Source organism: Phormidium pseudopriestleyi FRX01 (assembly GCF_017313335.1).
Taxonomy (GTDB): domain Bacteria; phylum Cyanobacteriota; class Cyanobacteriia; order Cyanobacteriales; family Laspinemataceae; genus Laspinema; species Laspinema pseudopriestleyi.
The window spans coordinates 1-19,159 of sequence record NZ_JAFLQW010000426.1 but is presented as its reverse complement, the minus strand read 5'-3'; the positions used below and the strand labels follow the sequence as shown (position 1 = coordinate 19,159).

Sequence of the window (19,159 nt, the reverse complement as noted above, 5' to 3'; positions counted from 1 at the left end):
TTTTTTAAGCTCGGGTTTGGCCCTGACTCGAATAGCTCATCGACCGTTCCCCCGTTTGCTGCGAATACTCATGGGAAAGGCATTGACGACCCCCTTGCGGTGGGTGCGGTTGTCCAAATCACTCTCATCGTAAATTTCCCCGACGAGTTCTTCGAGAATATCTTCTAGGGTCAACAACCCGACGGTTCCCCCATACTCATCGACAACGATCGCAATATGCAGGCGCTGTTGCAACATCTCCTTAAGCAAGTCCGCTACTCGTTTGGTCTCCGGGACATAAACCGGAGGATCCATCGCCAGGGTCACTCCCCCATTCTCGATTCCCTCCTGTTGACAGACTCGAAGTTGCTTGATCGCCTGCTTGAGGTGAACGATCCCCACAATTCGATCCTTCGATTCTTCCTGGACAGGAATCCGCGAATATCCCGTTTCTAAACACAAATCCACCAAATCCTGTAACGTCGCCTCATGGGAAATCGTTCGCATTTCAATCCGAGGTTTGACGACTTCCCGGGCGCTTAAACTATCCAGCATCAGGGCTTTGTTGAGTAACTGATGCTTGTACAAGTCTAATTGACCCCGACCCCCGAGAATTTCGATCATGAGTTGGAGATCGGTTAAGGATTCGCCTTGTTGAACGTTATTCCCCTGAACCAAACGAATCATCACTTGGGTGATTTTTTCGAGCAACTGCACGATCCCAAAGAAGGAAAGCACCTGGGACAACCAGTAGATCGGTCGCACAACCAGCTTAAAAAAGGGAATTACGTTGTTAATCGCTAAAGATTTGGGGGTAATTTCCCCAAAAATCAGGACTAACAGGGTGACGACGGCTGTTGCTACTCCTAATCCAGCGTTTCCCAACCATAAGGCAAACAGATTGCTGGTCAAAATGGCTGAAAAATTATTGACGAGGTTGTTGCCGACGAGGAGGGTGGTGATAAAGCGAGTGCGCTTGTGCAGAACCAGGGTAAAGATGCGGTGAGGGTCCCCTTCTTCTTTGATGAGCGATCGCAGTTTCAGATTATCGAGGGCGGTAATAGCTGTTTCCGAACCGGAAAATAGGGCGGAGAGGACCAGCATGAACATCAGGACCCCGACATCAAGCCAAATATTTCCTAACAGGGGTTGCAGTTGAGAAACCGCTAAAACTGAATGGGAAAGGGGTGAAGAAATCACGATGGGGCAGAAGTAATTAGGTAAAATAAAATGGATCCAGAGCGTTGTGATCATTAGGCTGTCAAGTTCGCTCTTGATGCCCATAATAACGTTCCCATCGGATCTGATTGTCAAAGCAGTCCGGTTGATCCAGGGGACAAAAGTCCGCCCCTTTTTGCCGGAGGGAGTCGGGGTTGATCTCATTGGGCGATCGCGCAGTGAAATCTTGGCCTGCTCTCAATTTGAGGCTTTTTTCAATAAAAAAACCCCTAATTTACGTCCGGTCCCCGCCCCTGTGTTTTGGGGAGGGGACTGGAGGGGTCCCCTCCCTGTCGATCCGGGGAGGACTATCAGACCCTGATTTCCAAACCCTAGCCCCATATTAAATTGAAGGCTTAGGGTAGACTGGACCAATCTGGGCGATCGCCTCGATGTCCCTGTCTAGTTGAAACTGTAGGCCGATTGCAGCCCCCACCAAATTAAAAAGGCAATGCCGCCTAAAATCAGCACAGAGGAAAACCCGACCAGCAATGGGCTGTCGGCCCCTTTAAATTTCATAATTCCACGATTTAAGTCTGACATAGCGCTACGCTCCTGGCTCAGGCACAACAAAGATTAAACGTTCGATCAATCCCTACCCTCTGTTTCTATTAAAAATCCCGGACAGAGGGTCGCTGACTCTAGGGAGAGCAGATTTGGCATTTCTCCCCGTTCTGGAGTCTGGGATCGGGTTTTCTCCCTAATCATTGTAACTGGGGAGACTCCCCGGGAGGAAGACTCTCGAAGGGGGCGATCACTCTGGATGTTGAAAAAGCACCGATGACCCGATTCCCAGATTTGTTTCCCCGTCTGAACATCCTTGTTAGGGTTAGGAACGCTTGACGAGTCGAGTCGGACTGTTTCAAGCCGATTTTCACCGATCCAGGACTTACGCAATCTTTAACACTAAACCCTAAATGTAGAGGCGATTCGCTTGCTCGCCTCTACATTTAGCATGAATTATCACAATCTGCGTAAGTCCTGCGATCGCCTTTCAGTCATCCTCGATTTACCCAATTGGGAGACTCTCAGTATCCCGGTTTTGGGGTTAATCGGGCTAACTCATCAACATTGGCTCTTGTAGAGTCGTCCTTTTTTTACCGAAATGAGGCTTTATAGCCGGGGGAAAATTTTTCGACTGTGTTCTATTTTAATCTAAACTCTCTGCAAAAAAGCATCGATAGCGAGTTAATATTTAAGGCTATGTAGAGGGAAAATTAATCCCTTGACTATCCGGATTGTTACGAGATTCAATCTTATAGCGTAAGATGCGCGGTAGGTCTGGGGAGTTTGAGGTTAAAACAGACGGCTATCGGTGTTTTTCTAGGTGGGGACTCTGGATCAAAGAAGAGTTTTCCAACGGGAAAATCTGGGTAGAAGCGGCGATCGCCCCGAGTCGGATGCGGATTTTCTGGGGCTGGATCAATGTTGGCCTGATGGAAAAATAACGGGAATACTGGATGATGGAATGCTGACAATTGGGAGTCTAATCAATTCAGTTGGTGACTATTTCAGAACGGACTCATCTGCGCCTTCTGGGAGGGGGAATTCAGGTAAGGCCCTGCCAAGAAAGAGCATTACCTTCCAAAAATTGAGTAAGATAGAGAGGAGTTCCTTACACTTACGCCTCCCCCTTAAATCGAGTCAATGGAGTCGGGATTAGGAATTTATTGGGAAGATGCCCTGATTACAGCAGTTAGATGCTATAGTACATTGACACGAGATACAAGCTGCTAACTGTGCAACCGACCGTCTCCACAACGGGAGCCTTAAATCCAACAGGCCCCAAGCCAGAACCGAAAGGATAAGGAATCCTTTTATCAGGACCCTTACCCCTAGCCCCAGGAGTTCGATTGGGAAAACTTGTAGAAAAAGCGGCTATACTGTATTTTGATAAAACTGACGATCAGGAGCGAAACTCGCTTCTTCTACGGAGCACCATTACAATAACTCGAAGCAATAACTGCATGGGCAACAAGCCAACCATTGCTATATCTCATCTAGGGTGCGAGAAAAATCGCATTGACAGCGAACATATTCTGGGCCTGTTGGTACAAGCAGGCTACTCGGTCGATACCGATGAAGAAGTAGCAGATTACGTCATCGTCAACACTTGTAGTTTTATTGAATCGGCTCGGGAAGAGTCAGTCCGGACGCTGGTAGAACTAGCTCATGCGAAGAAAAAAATCGTCATTACTGGATGCATGGCGCAACATTTCCAGGAACAACTGTTTGATGAACTGCCCGAAGCAGTTGCAGTTGTGGGAACCGGGGATTATAATAAAATCGTAGAAGTGATTGAACGGGTCGAAGTCGGCGAGCGAGTCACAGAGATTTCCGCAGAACCGACTTATATCGCCGATGAGACGACACCGCGCTACCGGACGACTACCGAAGGTGTAGCGTACCTGCGGGTCGCGGAGGGATGTGATTACCGCTGTGCATTTTGCATCATTCCGCATCTTCGGGGAAACCAGCGATCGCGCACCATTGAGTCCATCGTAACCGAAGCCAAGCAATTGGCATCCGAGGGCGTCCAAGAAATTATTTTAATTTCTCAAATTACCACCAACTATGGGTTAGACCTATACGGCGAACCCAGATTGGCGGAACTGCTGCGGGCATTGGGCGAGGTAGATGTCCCCTGGATTCGGATGCACTACGCCTATCCTACGGGACTGACTCCTAAAGTGCTGCGGGCGATTCGGGAAACCCCCAACGTGCTGCCATACTTAGATTTACCCTTGCAACACTCCCATCCGGAAGTGTTGCGGGCAATGAATCGGCCCTGGCAAGCGGGGGTCAATGATCGGATTATCGAGGGAATTAAAGCAGCGGTGCCGGATGCGGTATTGCGAACGACCTTTATCGTGGGATTCCCCGGCGAAACTGACGAACATTTTGAGCATCTGTATCAGTTTGTTCAACGTCATGAGTTCGATCATGTAGGGGTGTTCACCTTTTCCTCGGAAGAAGGAACCCCCGCCTATACGCTGCCGAATCAACTCCCGCAAGAGGTGATGGATGAACGGCGGGATGCTTTGATGGAATTGCAGCAGCCGATTTCACTGAAGAAGAATCAAGGGGAAATCGGTAAGGTTGTAGACGTATTAATCGAACAAGAACACCCCGAGACTGGGGAGTTGATAGGCCGATCGGCGCGATTTGCGCCTGAAGTGGATGGGTTGGTCTATGTTCGGGGAAATGCCCGTCTCGGTTCGAGGGTGCCGGTGGCGATCGCCAGTGCGGACGTTTACGACCTCTACGGTCATGTTGCAACTGTAGCTGACCTAGTGCAACGGGAATCAATTGCCCTCGGTTAAGAAATCGAGATTTTCTGGGGAAGTTTGGGAGAGTTTTTGGTATGGTCTTTAACAGATATGTTGAGATCCTCTGCAATTTAAAAGCTCGTTCAATACCGCCCCCGGATCGGTGGCCCGGGCCTGAAGACAGAAAGCCCGATTCTACCGTGCCTTTTCTTTACAAATCTTGTGAATATCAGGCAAATCAGACGTAACCCTCAACATCGGCTAATCTCAATTAGCATCAATACCAATTCTATTTTTATGCTCTACATCGAAAGCGTATCTGTCCGAGCTCCCAATATCTAAGAGCAACCCCATGTAGCATCAAAAACGAGAACTGGTATTAGCGGCACTCATGCCGCACCAAACTCAAACGTTTTAGGAGAATAAATGACTGTTTCATTTCAAAGTTTAGGTCTTTCAGAAGAGCGCGTACAACAGCTAGAAAAACTTGGGTTTACTGAACCGAGCCCCATTCAAGAACAAGCCATTCCCAAACTGATGGCGGGACAGGATGTAGCGGGACAAGCCCAAACTGGAACGGGCAAAACTGCGGCCTTTTCTCTGCCCATTTTGGAGCAGATGGATGTTAACGACAAGAATGTTCAAGCGCTGATTCTGGCCCCAACTCGGGAACTGGCGATCCAAGTCAGTAATGCAATTCGCGACTTAACCGACGATCGCCGGGTCCGGATCTTTGCGGTTTACGGTGGTTCCTCCATTGAGCGCCAAATTCAGCGCTTGGAACGGGGAGTTCAGATTGTCGTCGGCACTCCCGGACGGGTTCTGGATTTGCTCAACCGTGGACATCTCAAACTGGACACCCTCACCCATCTCGTCCTGGATGAAGCGGACAAAATGCTGAGTATGGGCTTTATTGACGATGTGGAAAAAATCCTCGATCGCGCCCCGAAGGACCGTCAGACGGCTTTCTTTTCCGCTACGATGGAACCCTCCATTCGTAAGCTGATGAATAAGTTCATGCGCGATCCGGTCACGGTGAGGATTGACCAACAGAAATCGACGCCGAAGCAGATTGACCAAGTAATCTACATGGTCCCTCGCGGCTGGTCGAAATCTCGGGCCTTACTGCCAATTTTAGAATTGGAAGACCCGGAAACGGCGATCGTCTTCGTCCGCACCCGTCGGGCCGCTGCTGAACTGACTAGCCAACTGCAAGGGGCCGGTCACAGCGTGGATGAATACCACGGCGACCTCAACCAGTCCCAGCGGGAACGCTTAATCGATCGCTTCCGCAAGCAACAGGTGCGCTGGATTGTCGCTACGGATATTGCTGCACGGGGTTTAGATGTGGATCACCTGACCCATGTCATTAACTACGATTTGCCGGATCAAGTGGAAAGCTACGTCCACCGGATCGGACGCACGGGCCGCGCCGGTCGCGAAGGGACTGCTATTTCCCTGATTCAGCCGTTTGACCGGCGCAAGCTCCAACAAATTGAGCGGCATCTGCGTCAAACTCTGAAGATTCGCTCGATTCCTACCCGCTCTCAAATTGAGGCGCGGCATCTGGAAAAACTGCAATCTCAAGTGCGGGAAATCCTCAGTGGCGAGCGTCTTGCTTCGTTCCTGCCCATCGTCGCTCAACTGAGCGAAGAATATGACCCCCACACGATCGCCGCGGCAGCCCTGCAAATGGCTTACGATCGCACTCGTCCCAATTGGGCGGACAATATGACGGAAGATGCGCCGGAGGAAATGGATAGCTATTCTGACAAGCGCTATGACAACCGCGATCGCTCATCGCGGTCCTACACGAAGCCGGTCAAGCGCTCAAAACCTCGTAACTCTTCTTCCCGTGAGCCAATTGGCGAACGTCAGTAGAGGGTAGTGCTGCTCAGGGGGAATGAACCGGGACCATTGGTCTGGGTCTCCCTCTAGCCAGCGATTCAATGCTAACGTTAATGAGGGGATTATCTGGCGATCGCCGGAGCAACCCCTCTCCACAGTTTAATAGAACCTGACTGGCTGGTGAGCATTTTGAGAATGCAACCGGCCATATTTTTTTTTAGGGCCGTCCCCATCCCGGGGGTTGATGGCGGCTTTTGACCCTCCCAGGCAAAGGGATGCACCCCTTGCCATCCTAATTGAAAGGTCAGGACTCAAAGGTTTTGGGGCAGTTGAATCTCACCCCGGAAGTGGTTTCCAGGTTGGAAGTTGTTAAGTAGGGAACGGGATACGCTAGTAGAGGCGATCGCCCTTTTAGGAACGGGGATGACAATGCGCGGGGGTATCCCAGCGATCGCCGGGGTGGTGAGGAGTGGGTGCAGTGGTGAGGATGAGTTGACCATCGGGGGCGATCGCCCAGGTATTGGCCTCTACTAAGGGAGGAGTTGGAGGAATCTTCGCGCCGGTAGACTGCTGTCGGGGTAAATCCGGATAGCTTTGCAGGGTTCCCAAATCTTCCAGGACGCGATCGCCATTGAAGGGGTCCGTGGGATTGGGGGGTAATCCTCCGCGTCCCGTGACAATAAACTCATTCTGGGATGTGCCAATCCCACACTTTTCAAAGACCAGATTGGTGATGTTGACAATTTCTGAGGGGAGAGCAATTAACCCTTGGGTGGGTTGGAGATCCGGGGTGTTGACTGAAACCACGCCATCGATGCCTTGGTTAGAACTGGCGGTAATTTGACTCTCGGGACTCTCAAACAGAGCTTGGCTGAAGATTTGGATATTCCCGCCCATGCCTTGTACCGCATTGGCGCTGATGCGACTATTTTCTAGTAAGGCGATCGCATCGGTGATGACTGCCACATTGCCGCCATCCCCAGTCCCTAACGCTTCGGCAGAAATAGCAGACCCTTGTCGCAGAGTCAGGAGTTCGTTAACCTCTAATTGAACATTACCGCCGCGACCGGATGCGGCAATTCCCAACAAAACTGAATTATTCAGACTCATGCGATCGGTGGCAATGTTAAGATTACCAGCCTCTCCCGTCCCTTGAGCGCTGACGGTGATGCTACTGTTGTCCAGGGTGAGCGATCGCGTCTGAATTTGCAAGAATCCGGCATCACCGATTCCTCCAGTTGTGGTTTCTAAGGCACTATTATTGAGGAGTTCCACAGACTCACCGGCGACAATTCCCAAAAAACCGGCATTTCCCTCTTGATCTGTGAAGGTGGAGATAAAGGATTGATTTTCTGCCCGGAATTGACCAGTTTGGATGAGGACATAACCAGCATTTCCGGGTCCTTCACTGGTGGAAATGATTGAGGATTGGTTTTGGAGTTGCACCGACTCTGATGCGTTGACCTGAATATTTCCCCCGGATCCGGTGGCGATGGTTGAGGCGATAATTTCCGAGCGATCGAGCAGGATTAGCTCACTGGTTTCAATTAAGATATCCCCCGCTTGCCCGGTCCCGGCGGTCCCCGTGACTAAGTAAGCCTCCTGGAGAGAAATGCGATCGCGGGCCTGGATAGTGAGAGTCCCTCCGCTTCCCTGATTGAGGGTACTGGTAGCAATGTGAGCTTGATTCGTGAGGCTGAGTCTCCCCGTTCTTAAGGTGAGATTTCCGGCATTTCCACTACCGGCACTGGCTGTAAATAATCCATCCTGTAATTGTGAAGGTTCAAAGGCTTGTTCGAGAATTCGTTCTGTTAAGTTGAAGGTTCCGGACCCAGTGAGTTCTACAAAGTCTGAGGCTTGCAGGGTTAGGTTTCCGCCATCTCCAGTTTTTAAGGCAGAGGTGGAAATCATCGCCCCATCTGCGACAATCAAGGAATCAGTCTGAATCGTTAGGTCCCCAGCACCACCCGCATTTTGGCTTTGGGTTTCGATACTGGTAATATAAGCGCCATCGGGACTGATTCCCCTCAGTTCTATTGCTGAGGCGTTAATGTTCACAATTCCCCCATCAACGACGGCAAATGTGGTGGCGGTGATATGTGCACCGCCACCCAGGGTTAAGCGTCCGGTTTGAATATTAATATTTCCAGCCGGGTGGGTGGCATTGGCATAGGCTTTGGCAAAGATGCCGCTGTTAAATCGACCCGTGGCAGTGGTTCCGGTGGCTTCAAAGGAGTCCGAGATATTCAGATCAATGGTTCCACCTACCCCTTCACCCAAGGTGGAAGTGCCGATCGCCCCGCCATTTTCTAGGCGGAGGGTTTCTGCATTCACCCGCACTTGACTGGCATCCCCATCCCCAAAGTTATCCGCCAAAAACTGGGATTCTATTAGGTGAATGTTCCGGGCATTCACGGTGAAATTCCCCCCGGGACCGGACCCGAAGGTAGCGGTAGAAAAATAGGCATTGTTAGAGAGGTTGACAATAGGAGTGGTTACGGTTAAGTTGCCCCCGCGTCCCTGACTAAAAGTGAGGGCAAACAGTCCGGTGCCAATATCGCTGGGTTTGGTGATTTCTTGGTTAAAAATCTGATTCAGACTGGTTTCATAGTTATCATTGCCCGTGAGGGTGACTGACTCCGTAGCCTGGATGGTGAGGTTACCTCCGCTGCCACTGCCAAAGGTGGAGGCGGAAATGAAGGCGCGATCGCTCAATTGCAGTCGGTCTGTGGTGATTTCGATGCCTCTGCCGGTTCCGTTCCCCAAGGTATCGGCTACAATCCGGGATTGGTTTGTGAGAGTGAGTTCTCCACTCCTGATTTGGATTTTTCCTCCAGCTTCGCCACTCACATCTAGCAATGCACCGGCTGAAAGTGCGATATTTTGGGCGGTGAGGTCGATTGTGCCACTGGGTGCCGTCAGTTGCGCGCCGGCGATCGCCAAGTTGCCCCCGACTACGGCTAAGTTTTGGCCGGGGTGGACTTCTAGGCGCGTCCCGTTTAGGGTAATGTTCCCCGGGTCGGTGCCGAGTTGCAACCCAATCGGTGAACTCACGGTTAATAAGGGGGGGTTGTCCCCGGGATTGGCCGGAAATTCCGTGCGATCGCTAAATTGGATCCGGTCCCCGGCACTGGCAAAAAACGAACCCCCAATATTTAATTGAGCATTCGTTCCGAATATTATTCCATTAGGGTTTAATAAAAATAGATTAGCACTGCCATTGGCTTGGAGAATTCCATCGATATTCGAGGGGTTAATTCCGGTGATTCGGGTGAAGATATTTTGAAGACTATTCCCCTGATTAAAATAGGCGGTCCCGCCTGTGGGTACGCTAAATTCAGTAAAACTATGGAACAAATTGGACCCGGCAGGGGTGCCGCCCGTAATCACCTGGCGACTGCCGTTTGGGGTGACGATAGAATTCACCGGAAGCGTTGTATCGGGAACAATTTGAGCGCTGCTGGGGGAGGAGAAGAGGCCAAGGGAAAACGGTAAGAGCAACCATTTAATTTGCCAGTGTTGGGTGGGTTTAACCAGCCGAATTGCAGACAACATAATGATCCAAAAGTGACAGGCCAGATGTTATGCTCTAGGGTATCACAAGTTGGGTGCAAGGTGTGGGAACGGGTTAGTTTTGGGATGGCTGAAGAGGATGCCGCTACCGGATTCAATCCAGGGGACTGTTACCCAGTTTCTGGCCCTGATCTGGTGCAAAGCAAGTCGAGATCTAGCGAGTCTTGTAGGAATTGGATAAAAGAGCAAAGGAGTGGAAGCATTTGGCGAGGGATAAGTAGTTAGTCGCCAGATGATCCAACGGATTAATTTTAGGGGCCGAATGATTTGAGACGCTCTATATATAGCAATCCTAAATGATTTATGACATATATAGCTCCCCTCTCCCCCTTTGGGCCGCCGACGAGAAAGGGGTGAGGGCATTCCACAACGGCACGCAAGGATTGCTATAGCAAGAAACCCGGTTGTTTTCCCCAGACTGTAACGACTCCGTAGAATCACTGGAGCCCAGAGGGAAGCTAGGCGATCGCCCGCCCGGATTCACTCTAGGGCATCGGTACAGTCTGGGGAATACAAACTGGGTTTTTGTCCGGTGTCACTTTTACTGTACCTTGTCCTCGGGAGTTCCGGTTAGGATACCGCTTTCTTAAATTCCCCAAATCTCCCATTTTTAGAGGCGATCGCCTCTAAAAATGCTTTGTCCACAACTGGGGCAACATCATGATAAAATTGTGGGAATTATCTAACTTTATAAGTAGGAAACCCTTAATGAGTTCTGAGACTCCCCTTTCAGAAGAAAACCCCAGTGAGATTAGTTTAGAAACTCTTGACCCTAGACCGGAAATTTATCCCGGGGAAGTTTTTGCGAATACTGCTGATTTTGATAGTGGCATTCGCCAACTCTTACCGATTTATGATGAATTGTTAGCAGCGTTATTGCGTTGCATTCCGGTTACCAGCCAACGAATTTTAGAATTAGGTTGTGGAACCGGAGAACTCAGCCTGAAACTGTTGGCTCATTGTCCCGATGCGGAGTTAGTGGCGGTGGATTATTCCCCCCGAATGTTGGGTGCTTGTCAAGATAAAATTGAAGCAGCAGGCTATGGGGAACGGGTGCGATGGATTGAGGCAGATTTTGGAAATTTAGCGACCTTAAATGTGCGAATTGCACCGCATCAGGGATTTGATGTCTGTGCCTCTTCGTTAGCGATTCATCATCTGAGTGATCCCGTCAAATTAAAACTATTTAAATGGGTGCGTCAAAATCTGTCCCCAGGGGGATGTTTTTGGAATGCTGACCCGGTACTATCGGAAACTCCAGCATTAGAGGCCGTTTATCAGGCAGTCAGAGAGGAGGGGGTCACGGCACAGGGAATCACCTTGGAAAAAGTACGAGCTAAATGTGGTAAAACCGTTCCCCAGGGATACTCTGGTCCCGATTGCTTGGCGACGGTGTTAGAACAGGTGGACTTATTGAAATCGGCAGATTTTGCCACCGTAGCTATCCCTTGGAAGCACTATGGACTTGCAGTATTTGGGGGGATTTGTCAATCCATTTAAGGCGACAGAAGAGAGGGACTAGGCTAGGGAGAGACCCCGTTAGGAGAAGCGGATCAGAACCCCAGTGGTAATCACCCGGTTCATGCCTGGGAAATTCTGAGTCGGAATCAGTCCTAGATGGGAGTAAAAGCCGCTATAATTGCCAAAATAGGTGGCGATGGGGACTCACCCCAGTCACGCCTGTTATATCAGGATTTCTCTTGATTTTCCGAGTCGGTAAAATATTTAGAGAGTCATCTAATTAAAGCAATGGGGTCTTAATTCAAAAGACTCGTGTCCCCTTAGCGAGGAAATCAATGTTGGAACAATCACGCTCTCCGATCCGGCGCTATAGTTTTGCTGTGGCAACGGTAGTTTTGTCTTTGATACTGAAGTGGTTAATTTCTTCAGAACTCATGACAAACAACCCATTTTTGTTGTTTAGCGCTACGGTGGCAGTGAGTGCTTGGTATGGAGGATTTCGGGCTGGATTATTGGCTACAATCTTAGCCGCAGCTTGCGGTGAATATTTCTTTTTATTCCCGTTTTATTCCTTCGGAGGACATAGTCCCGGGCAAATTTTAGCCTTGGGGATATTTTTGATAGAAGGAGGAGCAATTAGTTGGCTAATTGCGGCACTTTATACCGCCCGAAAAAATGCCGAATTGTCTGCTCATGGGTTAGAAAATACTCAGGAAGAATTCCGACAAATTGCTGAAAATACGGATTGCCTGATTTGGATGAGTGACCCGGAGAAAACCGAAATTTTTTATGTCAGTCCTCAATATGAAAATATGTGGGGGCGATCGCTAGAGAGTTTGTATCAGGAACCGTCCTCGTTTTTGGAGGGAATACATCCCGAGGACCGCGATCGCGTCACAACGGCTTTAGCCAACTACTCAAGCGGGGAATATCATCAAGAATATCGCATGATTCATCCGGACGGAACTGTTCGCTGGGTGCGATCGCGGACGTTTCCAATTCGCAAACATCGCACAGCAGAGGTGTATCGAGTTGCCGGAATTGTTGAAGATATCACTGAACGCAAGCAGATAGAACAGGAGTTTGTACAGGCTAATGAGCGGTATCAACGGGCTTCAAATGCGGTCAATTGTGTAATTTATTACTGGCATTTGGAGACTCAGCAGGTGGTTCTGAGTGAAAGCATCAGCCAACTCTTAGGCTATCCCTTAGCTTCTGAGGGACAAGATGCGGACTGGTGGCTTTCTTTGATGCATCCCGAGGACCGGGAACCGGCCTGGATTGCTATGAATAAGGCGTTAGAACATGACAATCGGTTTGATATAGAATATCGCATTCGGCACCAAGATGGTAGATATTTGAATGTATGCGATCGCGGGGGGATTCTGCGGGATGAATCGGGGAAAGCGGTGCGCGTGATTGGGACAACCATTGATATCAGCGATCGCAAAAAAGCCGAAACCGAATTACAAAAACGCGAAGAACTCTTCCGGACTTCGGTGGAAAACTTGCTGGATTGTTTTGGAATCTATACGTCAGTCCGGGATGAATCGGGAAAAATTATAGACTTTTGTATTGAATATGTGAATGCCGCAACCTGTGCCAACAATGGATTGACTCGGGAAGAACAAGAAGGAAAAAGACTGTGCGATTTATTTCCTGGACACCGAACCACCGGACTTTTCGACGAATATTGCCAAGTCGTTGAAACCAGACAACCCTTGGTCAAAAATTCCTTTACCTTTGTGGACGAAAATCTCACGACAACAACGGGAGTCACCAAAGCATTTGATATCCGAAGCGTGGCATTTAGAGATGGATTTATGGCAACTTGGTGCGATATCACTGAACGCAAACAAGTGGAAGATGAACTCTACCGACGGGAACGAGAATTTACAGCATTGGCGGAAAATTCACCGGATATCATTGCCCGATTTGACCGCAAAATGCGTCCTTTGTATGTCAACCAAGCTATATATAGAGTCACTGGGCGATCGCCAGAAGAGTTTCTCAGCACCAGTAACTCGGAACTCGCCTTTCCCGGAACCCAGTCGGCAGAGTGCCAAGGGGCGATCGCCCAAGTCTTTGCCACAGGAGAGGAAGGGGAAATCGAATGTGACTTAACTGATGTCAAAGGGGTAACTCGATCTTATCAGTCTCGCTTAGTTCCGGAATTTGATCGAGATGGTGCCGTAGAATCGGTCCTGTCTCTCAGTCGTGATATCACGGAATATAAAATCGCTCGGGCCACATCCGATCGCAACCAGGAACGACTACGACTCGCTTTGGAATCTGCAAAATTAGGCTTGTGGGATTACGATTTAGACACGGAAGAAATTTCTGTATCCCGGCGATTTTTTGACATATTTGGACTGGACCTACCCGCGACGGTGATTCAATATGCTCGGTTTATTGAATGCGTGCATCCCGAGGACCGGGACCGGGTGGATCGGGCCGTACAACGTGCGATTACCGATCAGGCGGATTATGACATCGAGTATCGGATTATCCGAACGGAAAAATCGGTACGTTGGATTGCAGCTAAAGGTCGAGGTTTTTATGATGATCAGGGGACCGCAGTTCGGATGGGGGGCGTACTGCTGGATATCACCGAACGGAAAAAGGCCGAGGAAGAACGCGATCGCCTCCTCAAACAACTAGAATTTGAGCAACAACTGTTAAAAGCAGTCCTGCAACAAATGCCTGCCGGTGCGATCGTTGCTGAAGCGCCTTCCGGGAAAGTTCTACTGAGTAACAAGCAAGCACAAGCGATTTGGAATGAGACGATCGCCGAAGAACATAACCTAGAAGATTATCGCCTGTTCCAAGGACTGCATCCCGATGGACGACCCTATCAACTGCAAGAATTTCCCCTGTCTCGGGCGATCGCCTTGGATGAGACGGTGATTGATGAAGAAATCGAAATTCCTCTCACTAATGGTCACTCTCAGATTTTGTGCCTGAGTGCTAAACCCGTGAAAAATTTAGCAGGACGAATTGTCGCGGGGGTGGTGATGTTCTATGATATTAGCGATCGCAAGTTAGCCGAACGCCAGCGCGAGGAGTTGCTCCTGCGCGAACAGGAAGCCCGCAAGCAGGCAGAAGCCGCCAGTCGCATGAAAGATGAATTTTTGGCGATTGTATCTCACGAGTTGCGATCGCCCTTGAATGCGATTTTAGGCTGGTCTCGGCTGCTGCGTCGCCGCAAACTCAACCCGGAAAAAATGGCTCAGGCCCTCGAATCTATCGAACGTAATGCCGAAATACAAACCCAGTTAATCGAAGACCTCCTGGATATTTCGCGCATCATTCGCGGCAAAATTCGCCTCTACCTGCGTCCATTGCAATTAATCTCCCCACTTGAAGCGGCCATCAATACGGTGCGTCCTACGGCAGAGATTAAAAAAATCAAGCTGATTACGACCCTGGATTCAGGAGTGGGATTGGTGTCGGGAGATGGCGATCGCCTCCAACAAGTGGTCTGGAATCTGCTGTCAAATGCGGTAAAATTCACCCCAGAAGGCGGAGGAGTGGAGATTTGCCTAGAACGGGTGGAAAACTGGATACAAATCCGGATTATTGATACGGGAATCGGCATTGAACCGGAATTTTTGCCTTATATGTTTGAACGGTTCCGGCAGGCGGATAGTAAAACCACGCGATCGCATGGGGGATTAGGACTCGGGTTGGCGATCGTTCGTAACCTCGTCGAACTGCATGGCGGCCATATTTTTGCCGATAGTCCCGGACTTGGAAAGGGTTCCACCTTTGTGGTGCAATTTCTCTGCTTACAAGATACCAACGATGCGATCGCCGACCCCTGTTTTGAGTCTTCATCCATTGAGTGCGATCGGTCAACCTCGGAACTCTCGGGGTTAAAAATCTTGGTTGTGGATGATGAATTCGACACTCGGGAGTTTTTAATCGCCGCCTTAGAACAGTATGGTGTCAAGGTATTTGCCGCTGCTTCTACCGCTGAGGCGATCGCCCTCCTCCAAGAAATGCAACCTCACATTCTCCTGAGTGATATTGGAATGCCTGGAGAAGATGGCTATACCTTAATTCGCCAAATCCGCACCTTACCCCCAGAACAAGGCGGAAACATTCCCGCTGCCGCCCTCACCGCTTATACTCGCACCGAAGACCGCATTCTCGCCCTCGCTGCCGGATTTCAGATGCATATTCCCAAACCCATTGACCCCAGACATTTGATAGAAGTCGTAGGACAACTTTGGAAGACTTAATAATTGGGATAAATCCCCCAACTCTGGAATAACTAAGAATGGGAAGGGTTACGGTTTTTCTCCATCAATAAATAGGTCGTCATTTCTCCTTTGCCCTTAATAAAAACCTTCCCCCGTTCCTGAAACAAATACTCATCTTTCAGGAAGAGATAGGTTTCCCGAGTCACTTGAATCGCCCCGGGAATCCCATGAGATTCCATGCGAGAGGCCAGATTAACCGTATCTCCCCACAAATCATAAATAAATTTTTTAATGCCAATTACCCCGGCAATCACCGGACCCGTGGCGATGCCAATGCGGATGCGAAAATTCTGCCCAGTTTTGTCATTAAAAGTGGCGATCGCCCGCTGCATATCCAAGGCCATATTTGCGATCGCTTGAGCATGATCATCCCGAGGTTCTGGCAGTCCAGAAACTACCATATAGGCATCACCAATGGTTTTAATCTTCTCCAACTGATGCAACTCCGCCAAGGCATCAAAAGCTGAAAAAATTTGATTGAGCAATTCCACTAACTCCCAAGGAGAAATATGGGAAGAAAGTTCCGTAAACCCGACAATATCCGCAAACAAAACTGAAACATTGGTATAACTATCCGCCAAATTTTTGGGATTTTGTTTCAACCGAGTGGCGATCGAGTGGGGTAAAACATTCAGTAATAAACTCTCTGATAGTTTTTGTTCTTCCTCTAGTTGAGCATAAGCATCCTCTAAATCCCACCGGGCTTTAAATTCAGCCTTTTGTAATTGTTCATATAAATAAACTGACAACGTACCAATAAAACAAACCCAGAAAAAATACAAGATAATCACGGAAGGGGTCAACCAATTGCTTGGGGTACTTAAGGTTACGCCGAATGCAGAATTCACCCCCAGATAGTACAAAAATACTCCTAATTGAGCCATCAGATGGAGATACCAACGCACCGGAGTAAATGTTGCTTGACCAAAAAACATAATTGTCCAAACTAAGATATCCGGTTTAGCAACTCCGGACAAAGTACCCTGAACTTGGGAAACAATCGTCACCGACCAATAAAAGGCAAGAAAGACTAAACTGGGATAGCGGCGACCTAATTTGCTATGCTGAAGTAAGAGGCATAACAGTAAACTGAGTTCGATGCTCACCTGCGATCGCAACCATGCCGCCTGAAATTCCTCTGGACGGAAGAACCAATTGCTCACTTGCAGCAGACTGGAACTCAAAAAAGCCATCAATCCAATCCACAATCCCACATCCAGACGCTTCCGCATGAAACGGTCCCGCCATGCCTCATATTCAGCATTGTGGGAGGCATCGCGAGAGAGGGGGGACTTGAACACCTTGGTCAGCAGGGACGCTACCGGGTTGTTTTCAAGAAAGTCGTGCTGCATGGGTGTTTGCCATCCGGTTTAGAGACTTGAATGCCAATCGGTTCTCCTGAGTTTGCCACATTTTGCTCCCAGTGATTAATCTCTGAGTGTAGCATTATTCTGAACCGACCCTTCCTCACGGATTCGAGGTGGAGGATTCTACAGGAAAAACAACGGGATTCGGGACACAAACCGTACAAACATCCCACTTAAATTGGGTTCAGAGGTAGGGAAAGGGATGTGGATTTAGGAAAGGGACTCGGATTCCCAATACAAACAAATGCCGCCCAATATTTTGTTCCTGTAAAGGGCATAAAATCATCCGGTTTTGTGGTTAATTCCTGTAACTCTTGTGCACTGTCATAACTCACTTGTTCAACTTGCTCGATCGCCTCCGGAGTTAACCACTCCTGCCGCAATTGTGAAACTTGGATAGTTTTGAGATACTCTTGTGCCTCCTCCAATGCCACAGTGCGACCCAAATCCGTCTCGAACAAATTGTGATAAAATCGTTCCATTAAAATCGCCGTTGGCACATCGGGAACCTTCCACAGACTCATCACCACCGTTTCTGCACCCGCCAGAATGAACGATCGCCGTAAACCCAGTACCCCCTCGCCAATGGACTGATCTCCCAACGCCGTATCACAAGCAGACATCACCACCAACCGCGTCCCCGTCAAATCCACCTTAACGGTATTTTGTGCCGTCAACAACCCATCCTCCGCATCTCCCGGCAACAACCGTTCTTGCAACACCGTATTCGCCCCAGCAAACGCCAACCCCGATCGCCTCATCGGGTCCTGTAATCCCTGTAAATGTAAGCGTCTCCCCTGTTGCATCGCCATTCCATCGGATTCGACTCCCACCATCTCAATGGTCGGCAAACCCCCAAAACCCCTGACATCCGGGGGAGTTTGGTCAATGGGTAGAAAATAGCCGTGGGTGGCAATATGGACAATTTCCGGGGAGTGGCATCGAGACAGCAACGACTTCACCGCTTGCGCCTGGGTATATACAGGAACCCCCAACAATTTGGCAATGCGACTGCCCTCAATTTGCGTCCCTGGCAACGGTTCGAATGCGTCCCCCGAACCGCGTCCCAACTCCCGAGAGAGCGATCGCACTTCATCATTGCCAGGGGGACTCGCCACATCATCCCCCTGTAAATTATAATCCGGATTGGCAATGACCAAAGATTCTGTATATTGCACCGGAATCTGGACCTGGAAGCGCAGCAAATCCCGTCCCACATTCACATACCGCAACGCATATTCTGCCATCAAATATGCTGAACCATTCTCGGATAAAATCCCAAACGGTAGGGTGTTCAACTCCCCATCGGGAGCAATATATAGGGTTTGGTGAGGTTGCAGATAGGGTTTCAGGGGGGCAATCAGTTTTTGATACAAATCCTGCCCTTCCGGGGTGGTGTAGATGAGGGGGAGGACCGGGCTAGGTGCTTCCTCCACGGGGGTTTTGGCCTTCGAGGTGGGCAAAGCAATATCCCGATCCGAGTTAGACTGTTCCTCTCCCGAAACCGACTGACGGAATATCCGACAGAGGCGATCGATTTCCTCCGCCTCCCCTAAATCAATCATTTCCACCGAATCAGACTCCCCGGAGGACAACACAAACGCCAGATACCGCGCCGGAAACCATAGTTTATCTCCATTCGCTCTCACTGCATGGAAATTACAGACCTTCACCCGCACAAACTCCACCAGAGTTGCACCTTCCGGCAGGCATTGAGCGATCGCCTCACGACTGGCAGAATCTAATTGAGATTGCAGATTCATTTCGGGAATTTGACGACTCAGCGATCGTTCCACATCCTCTTGTTCTTGCTTAAACCGGGCCAATTGTTGCTGATAAGCGGAGTATTGTGCGGGTTGTGACGGTACTTTCAACGTAAAAGCACCCACTTGCTGAATTAATTGTCCGAGTTTCTCCAATTCAGATTTGAGGTGAGAGTACCGTCCGGATAGAATCAGGGTTCTCATCAATAACCCCGCCTCCGTCGCCAACCCCTTGCGCCGCAACACCAAATCCAACCCCGCTTGTTTCGCAGGGGCATCCTGGGGAAAGTATTGAGTGATGAGAGAGAGAAATGCCTCTAACTGCCAATAGTTTTGTTGCATATATTCCAGACGCTGGCGATCGCTGCTAATCGATAAGATTTCCCCAATAATCCGGTTTGTAATTGGGTTCGCCT

11 protein-coding genes are annotated in these 19,159 nt (G+C 49.4%); 6 read left to right on the top strand and 5 right to left on the bottom strand.

Annotated elements, in window-relative coordinates; translation table 11 throughout:
- Positions 1 to 36 precede the first annotated feature (36 nt).
- Positions 37 to 1,179 carry a hemolysin family protein gene (locus J0895_RS15990; RefSeq protein ID WP_340643534.1) on the bottom strand — a complete coding sequence of 381 codons (1,143 nt, stop codon included), beginning with the start codon at positions 1,177 to 1,179 and terminating at the stop codon, positions 37 to 39.
- 420 nt (positions 1,180 to 1,599) lie between these two features.
- Positions 1,600 to 1,740, bottom strand: a complete 141-nt coding sequence (locus J0895_RS15985; RefSeq protein WP_207089040.1) for a hypothetical protein — start codon at positions 1,738 to 1,740, stop codon at positions 1,600 to 1,602.
- Positions 1,741 to 2,152: 412 nt separating this feature from the next.
- Between J0895_RS15985 and J0895_RS26435 the strand changes: the two genes are divergently transcribed.
- The 4 genes from J0895_RS26435 (at position 2,153) to J0895_RS15970 (ending at position 6,347) form a co-directional block, all read left to right on the top strand.
- Positions 2,153 to 2,281, top strand: a complete 129-nt coding sequence (locus tag J0895_RS26435; protein ID WP_277989851.1) for a hypothetical protein — start codon at positions 2,153 to 2,155, stop codon at positions 2,279 to 2,281.
- Positions 2,282 to 2,465: 184 nt separating this feature from the next.
- The gene (locus J0895_RS15980; protein WP_207089039.1) at positions 2,466 to 2,645 is read left to right on the top strand and encodes a hypothetical protein; all 180 of its coding nucleotides are present in this window, start codon (positions 2,466 to 2,468) and stop codon (positions 2,643 to 2,645) included.
- Between the two features lie 519 nt (positions 2,646 to 3,164).
- The gene (gene rimO / locus J0895_RS15975; protein WP_207089038.1) at positions 3,165 to 4,520 is read left to right on the top strand and encodes a 30S ribosomal protein S12 methylthiotransferase RimO; all 1,356 of its coding nucleotides are present in this window, start codon (positions 3,165 to 3,167) and stop codon (positions 4,518 to 4,520) included.
- Between the two features lie 372 nt (positions 4,521 to 4,892).
- Positions 4,893 to 6,347, top strand: coding sequence for a DEAD/DEAH box helicase (locus tag J0895_RS15970; protein WP_207089037.1), 1,455 nt, complete (start codon positions 4,893 to 4,895; stop codon positions 6,345 to 6,347).
- 378 nt (positions 6,348 to 6,725) lie between these two features.
- Here J0895_RS15970 and J0895_RS15965 read toward each other — a convergent pair whose 3' ends face one another.
- A complete protein-coding gene (locus tag J0895_RS15965; protein ID WP_207089036.1) occupies positions 6,726 to 9,869 on the bottom strand; it encodes a two-partner secretion domain-containing protein in 3,144 nt (1,047 codons plus the stop codon).
- A 726-nt stretch (positions 9,870 to 10,595) separates the two neighbouring features.
- Here J0895_RS15965 and J0895_RS15960 point away from each other — a divergent pair.
- The gene (locus J0895_RS15960; protein ID WP_207089035.1) at positions 10,596 to 11,387 is read left to right on the top strand and encodes a class I SAM-dependent methyltransferase; all 792 of its coding nucleotides are present in this window, start codon (positions 10,596 to 10,598) and stop codon (positions 11,385 to 11,387) included.
- 296 nt (positions 11,388 to 11,683) lie between these two features.
- On the top strand, positions 11,684 to 15,592 hold the full coding sequence (locus J0895_RS15955; protein WP_207089034.1) for a PAS domain-containing protein: 3,909 nt from the start codon (positions 11,684 to 11,686) through the stop codon (positions 15,590 to 15,592).
- Between the two features lie 32 nt (positions 15,593 to 15,624).
- On the opposite strand, the gene J0895_RS15950 is transcribed toward J0895_RS15955, so the two are convergent.
- On the bottom strand, positions 15,625 to 16,965 hold the full coding sequence (locus J0895_RS15950; RefSeq protein WP_207089033.1) for an adenylate/guanylate cyclase domain-containing protein: 1,341 nt from the start codon (positions 16,963 to 16,965) through the stop codon (positions 15,625 to 15,627).
- 188 nt (positions 16,966 to 17,153) lie between these two features.
- The coding region (locus J0895_RS15945; RefSeq protein ID WP_207089032.1) for a CHAT domain-containing protein at positions 17,154 to 19,159 on the bottom strand (2,006 nt) is incomplete at its 5' end.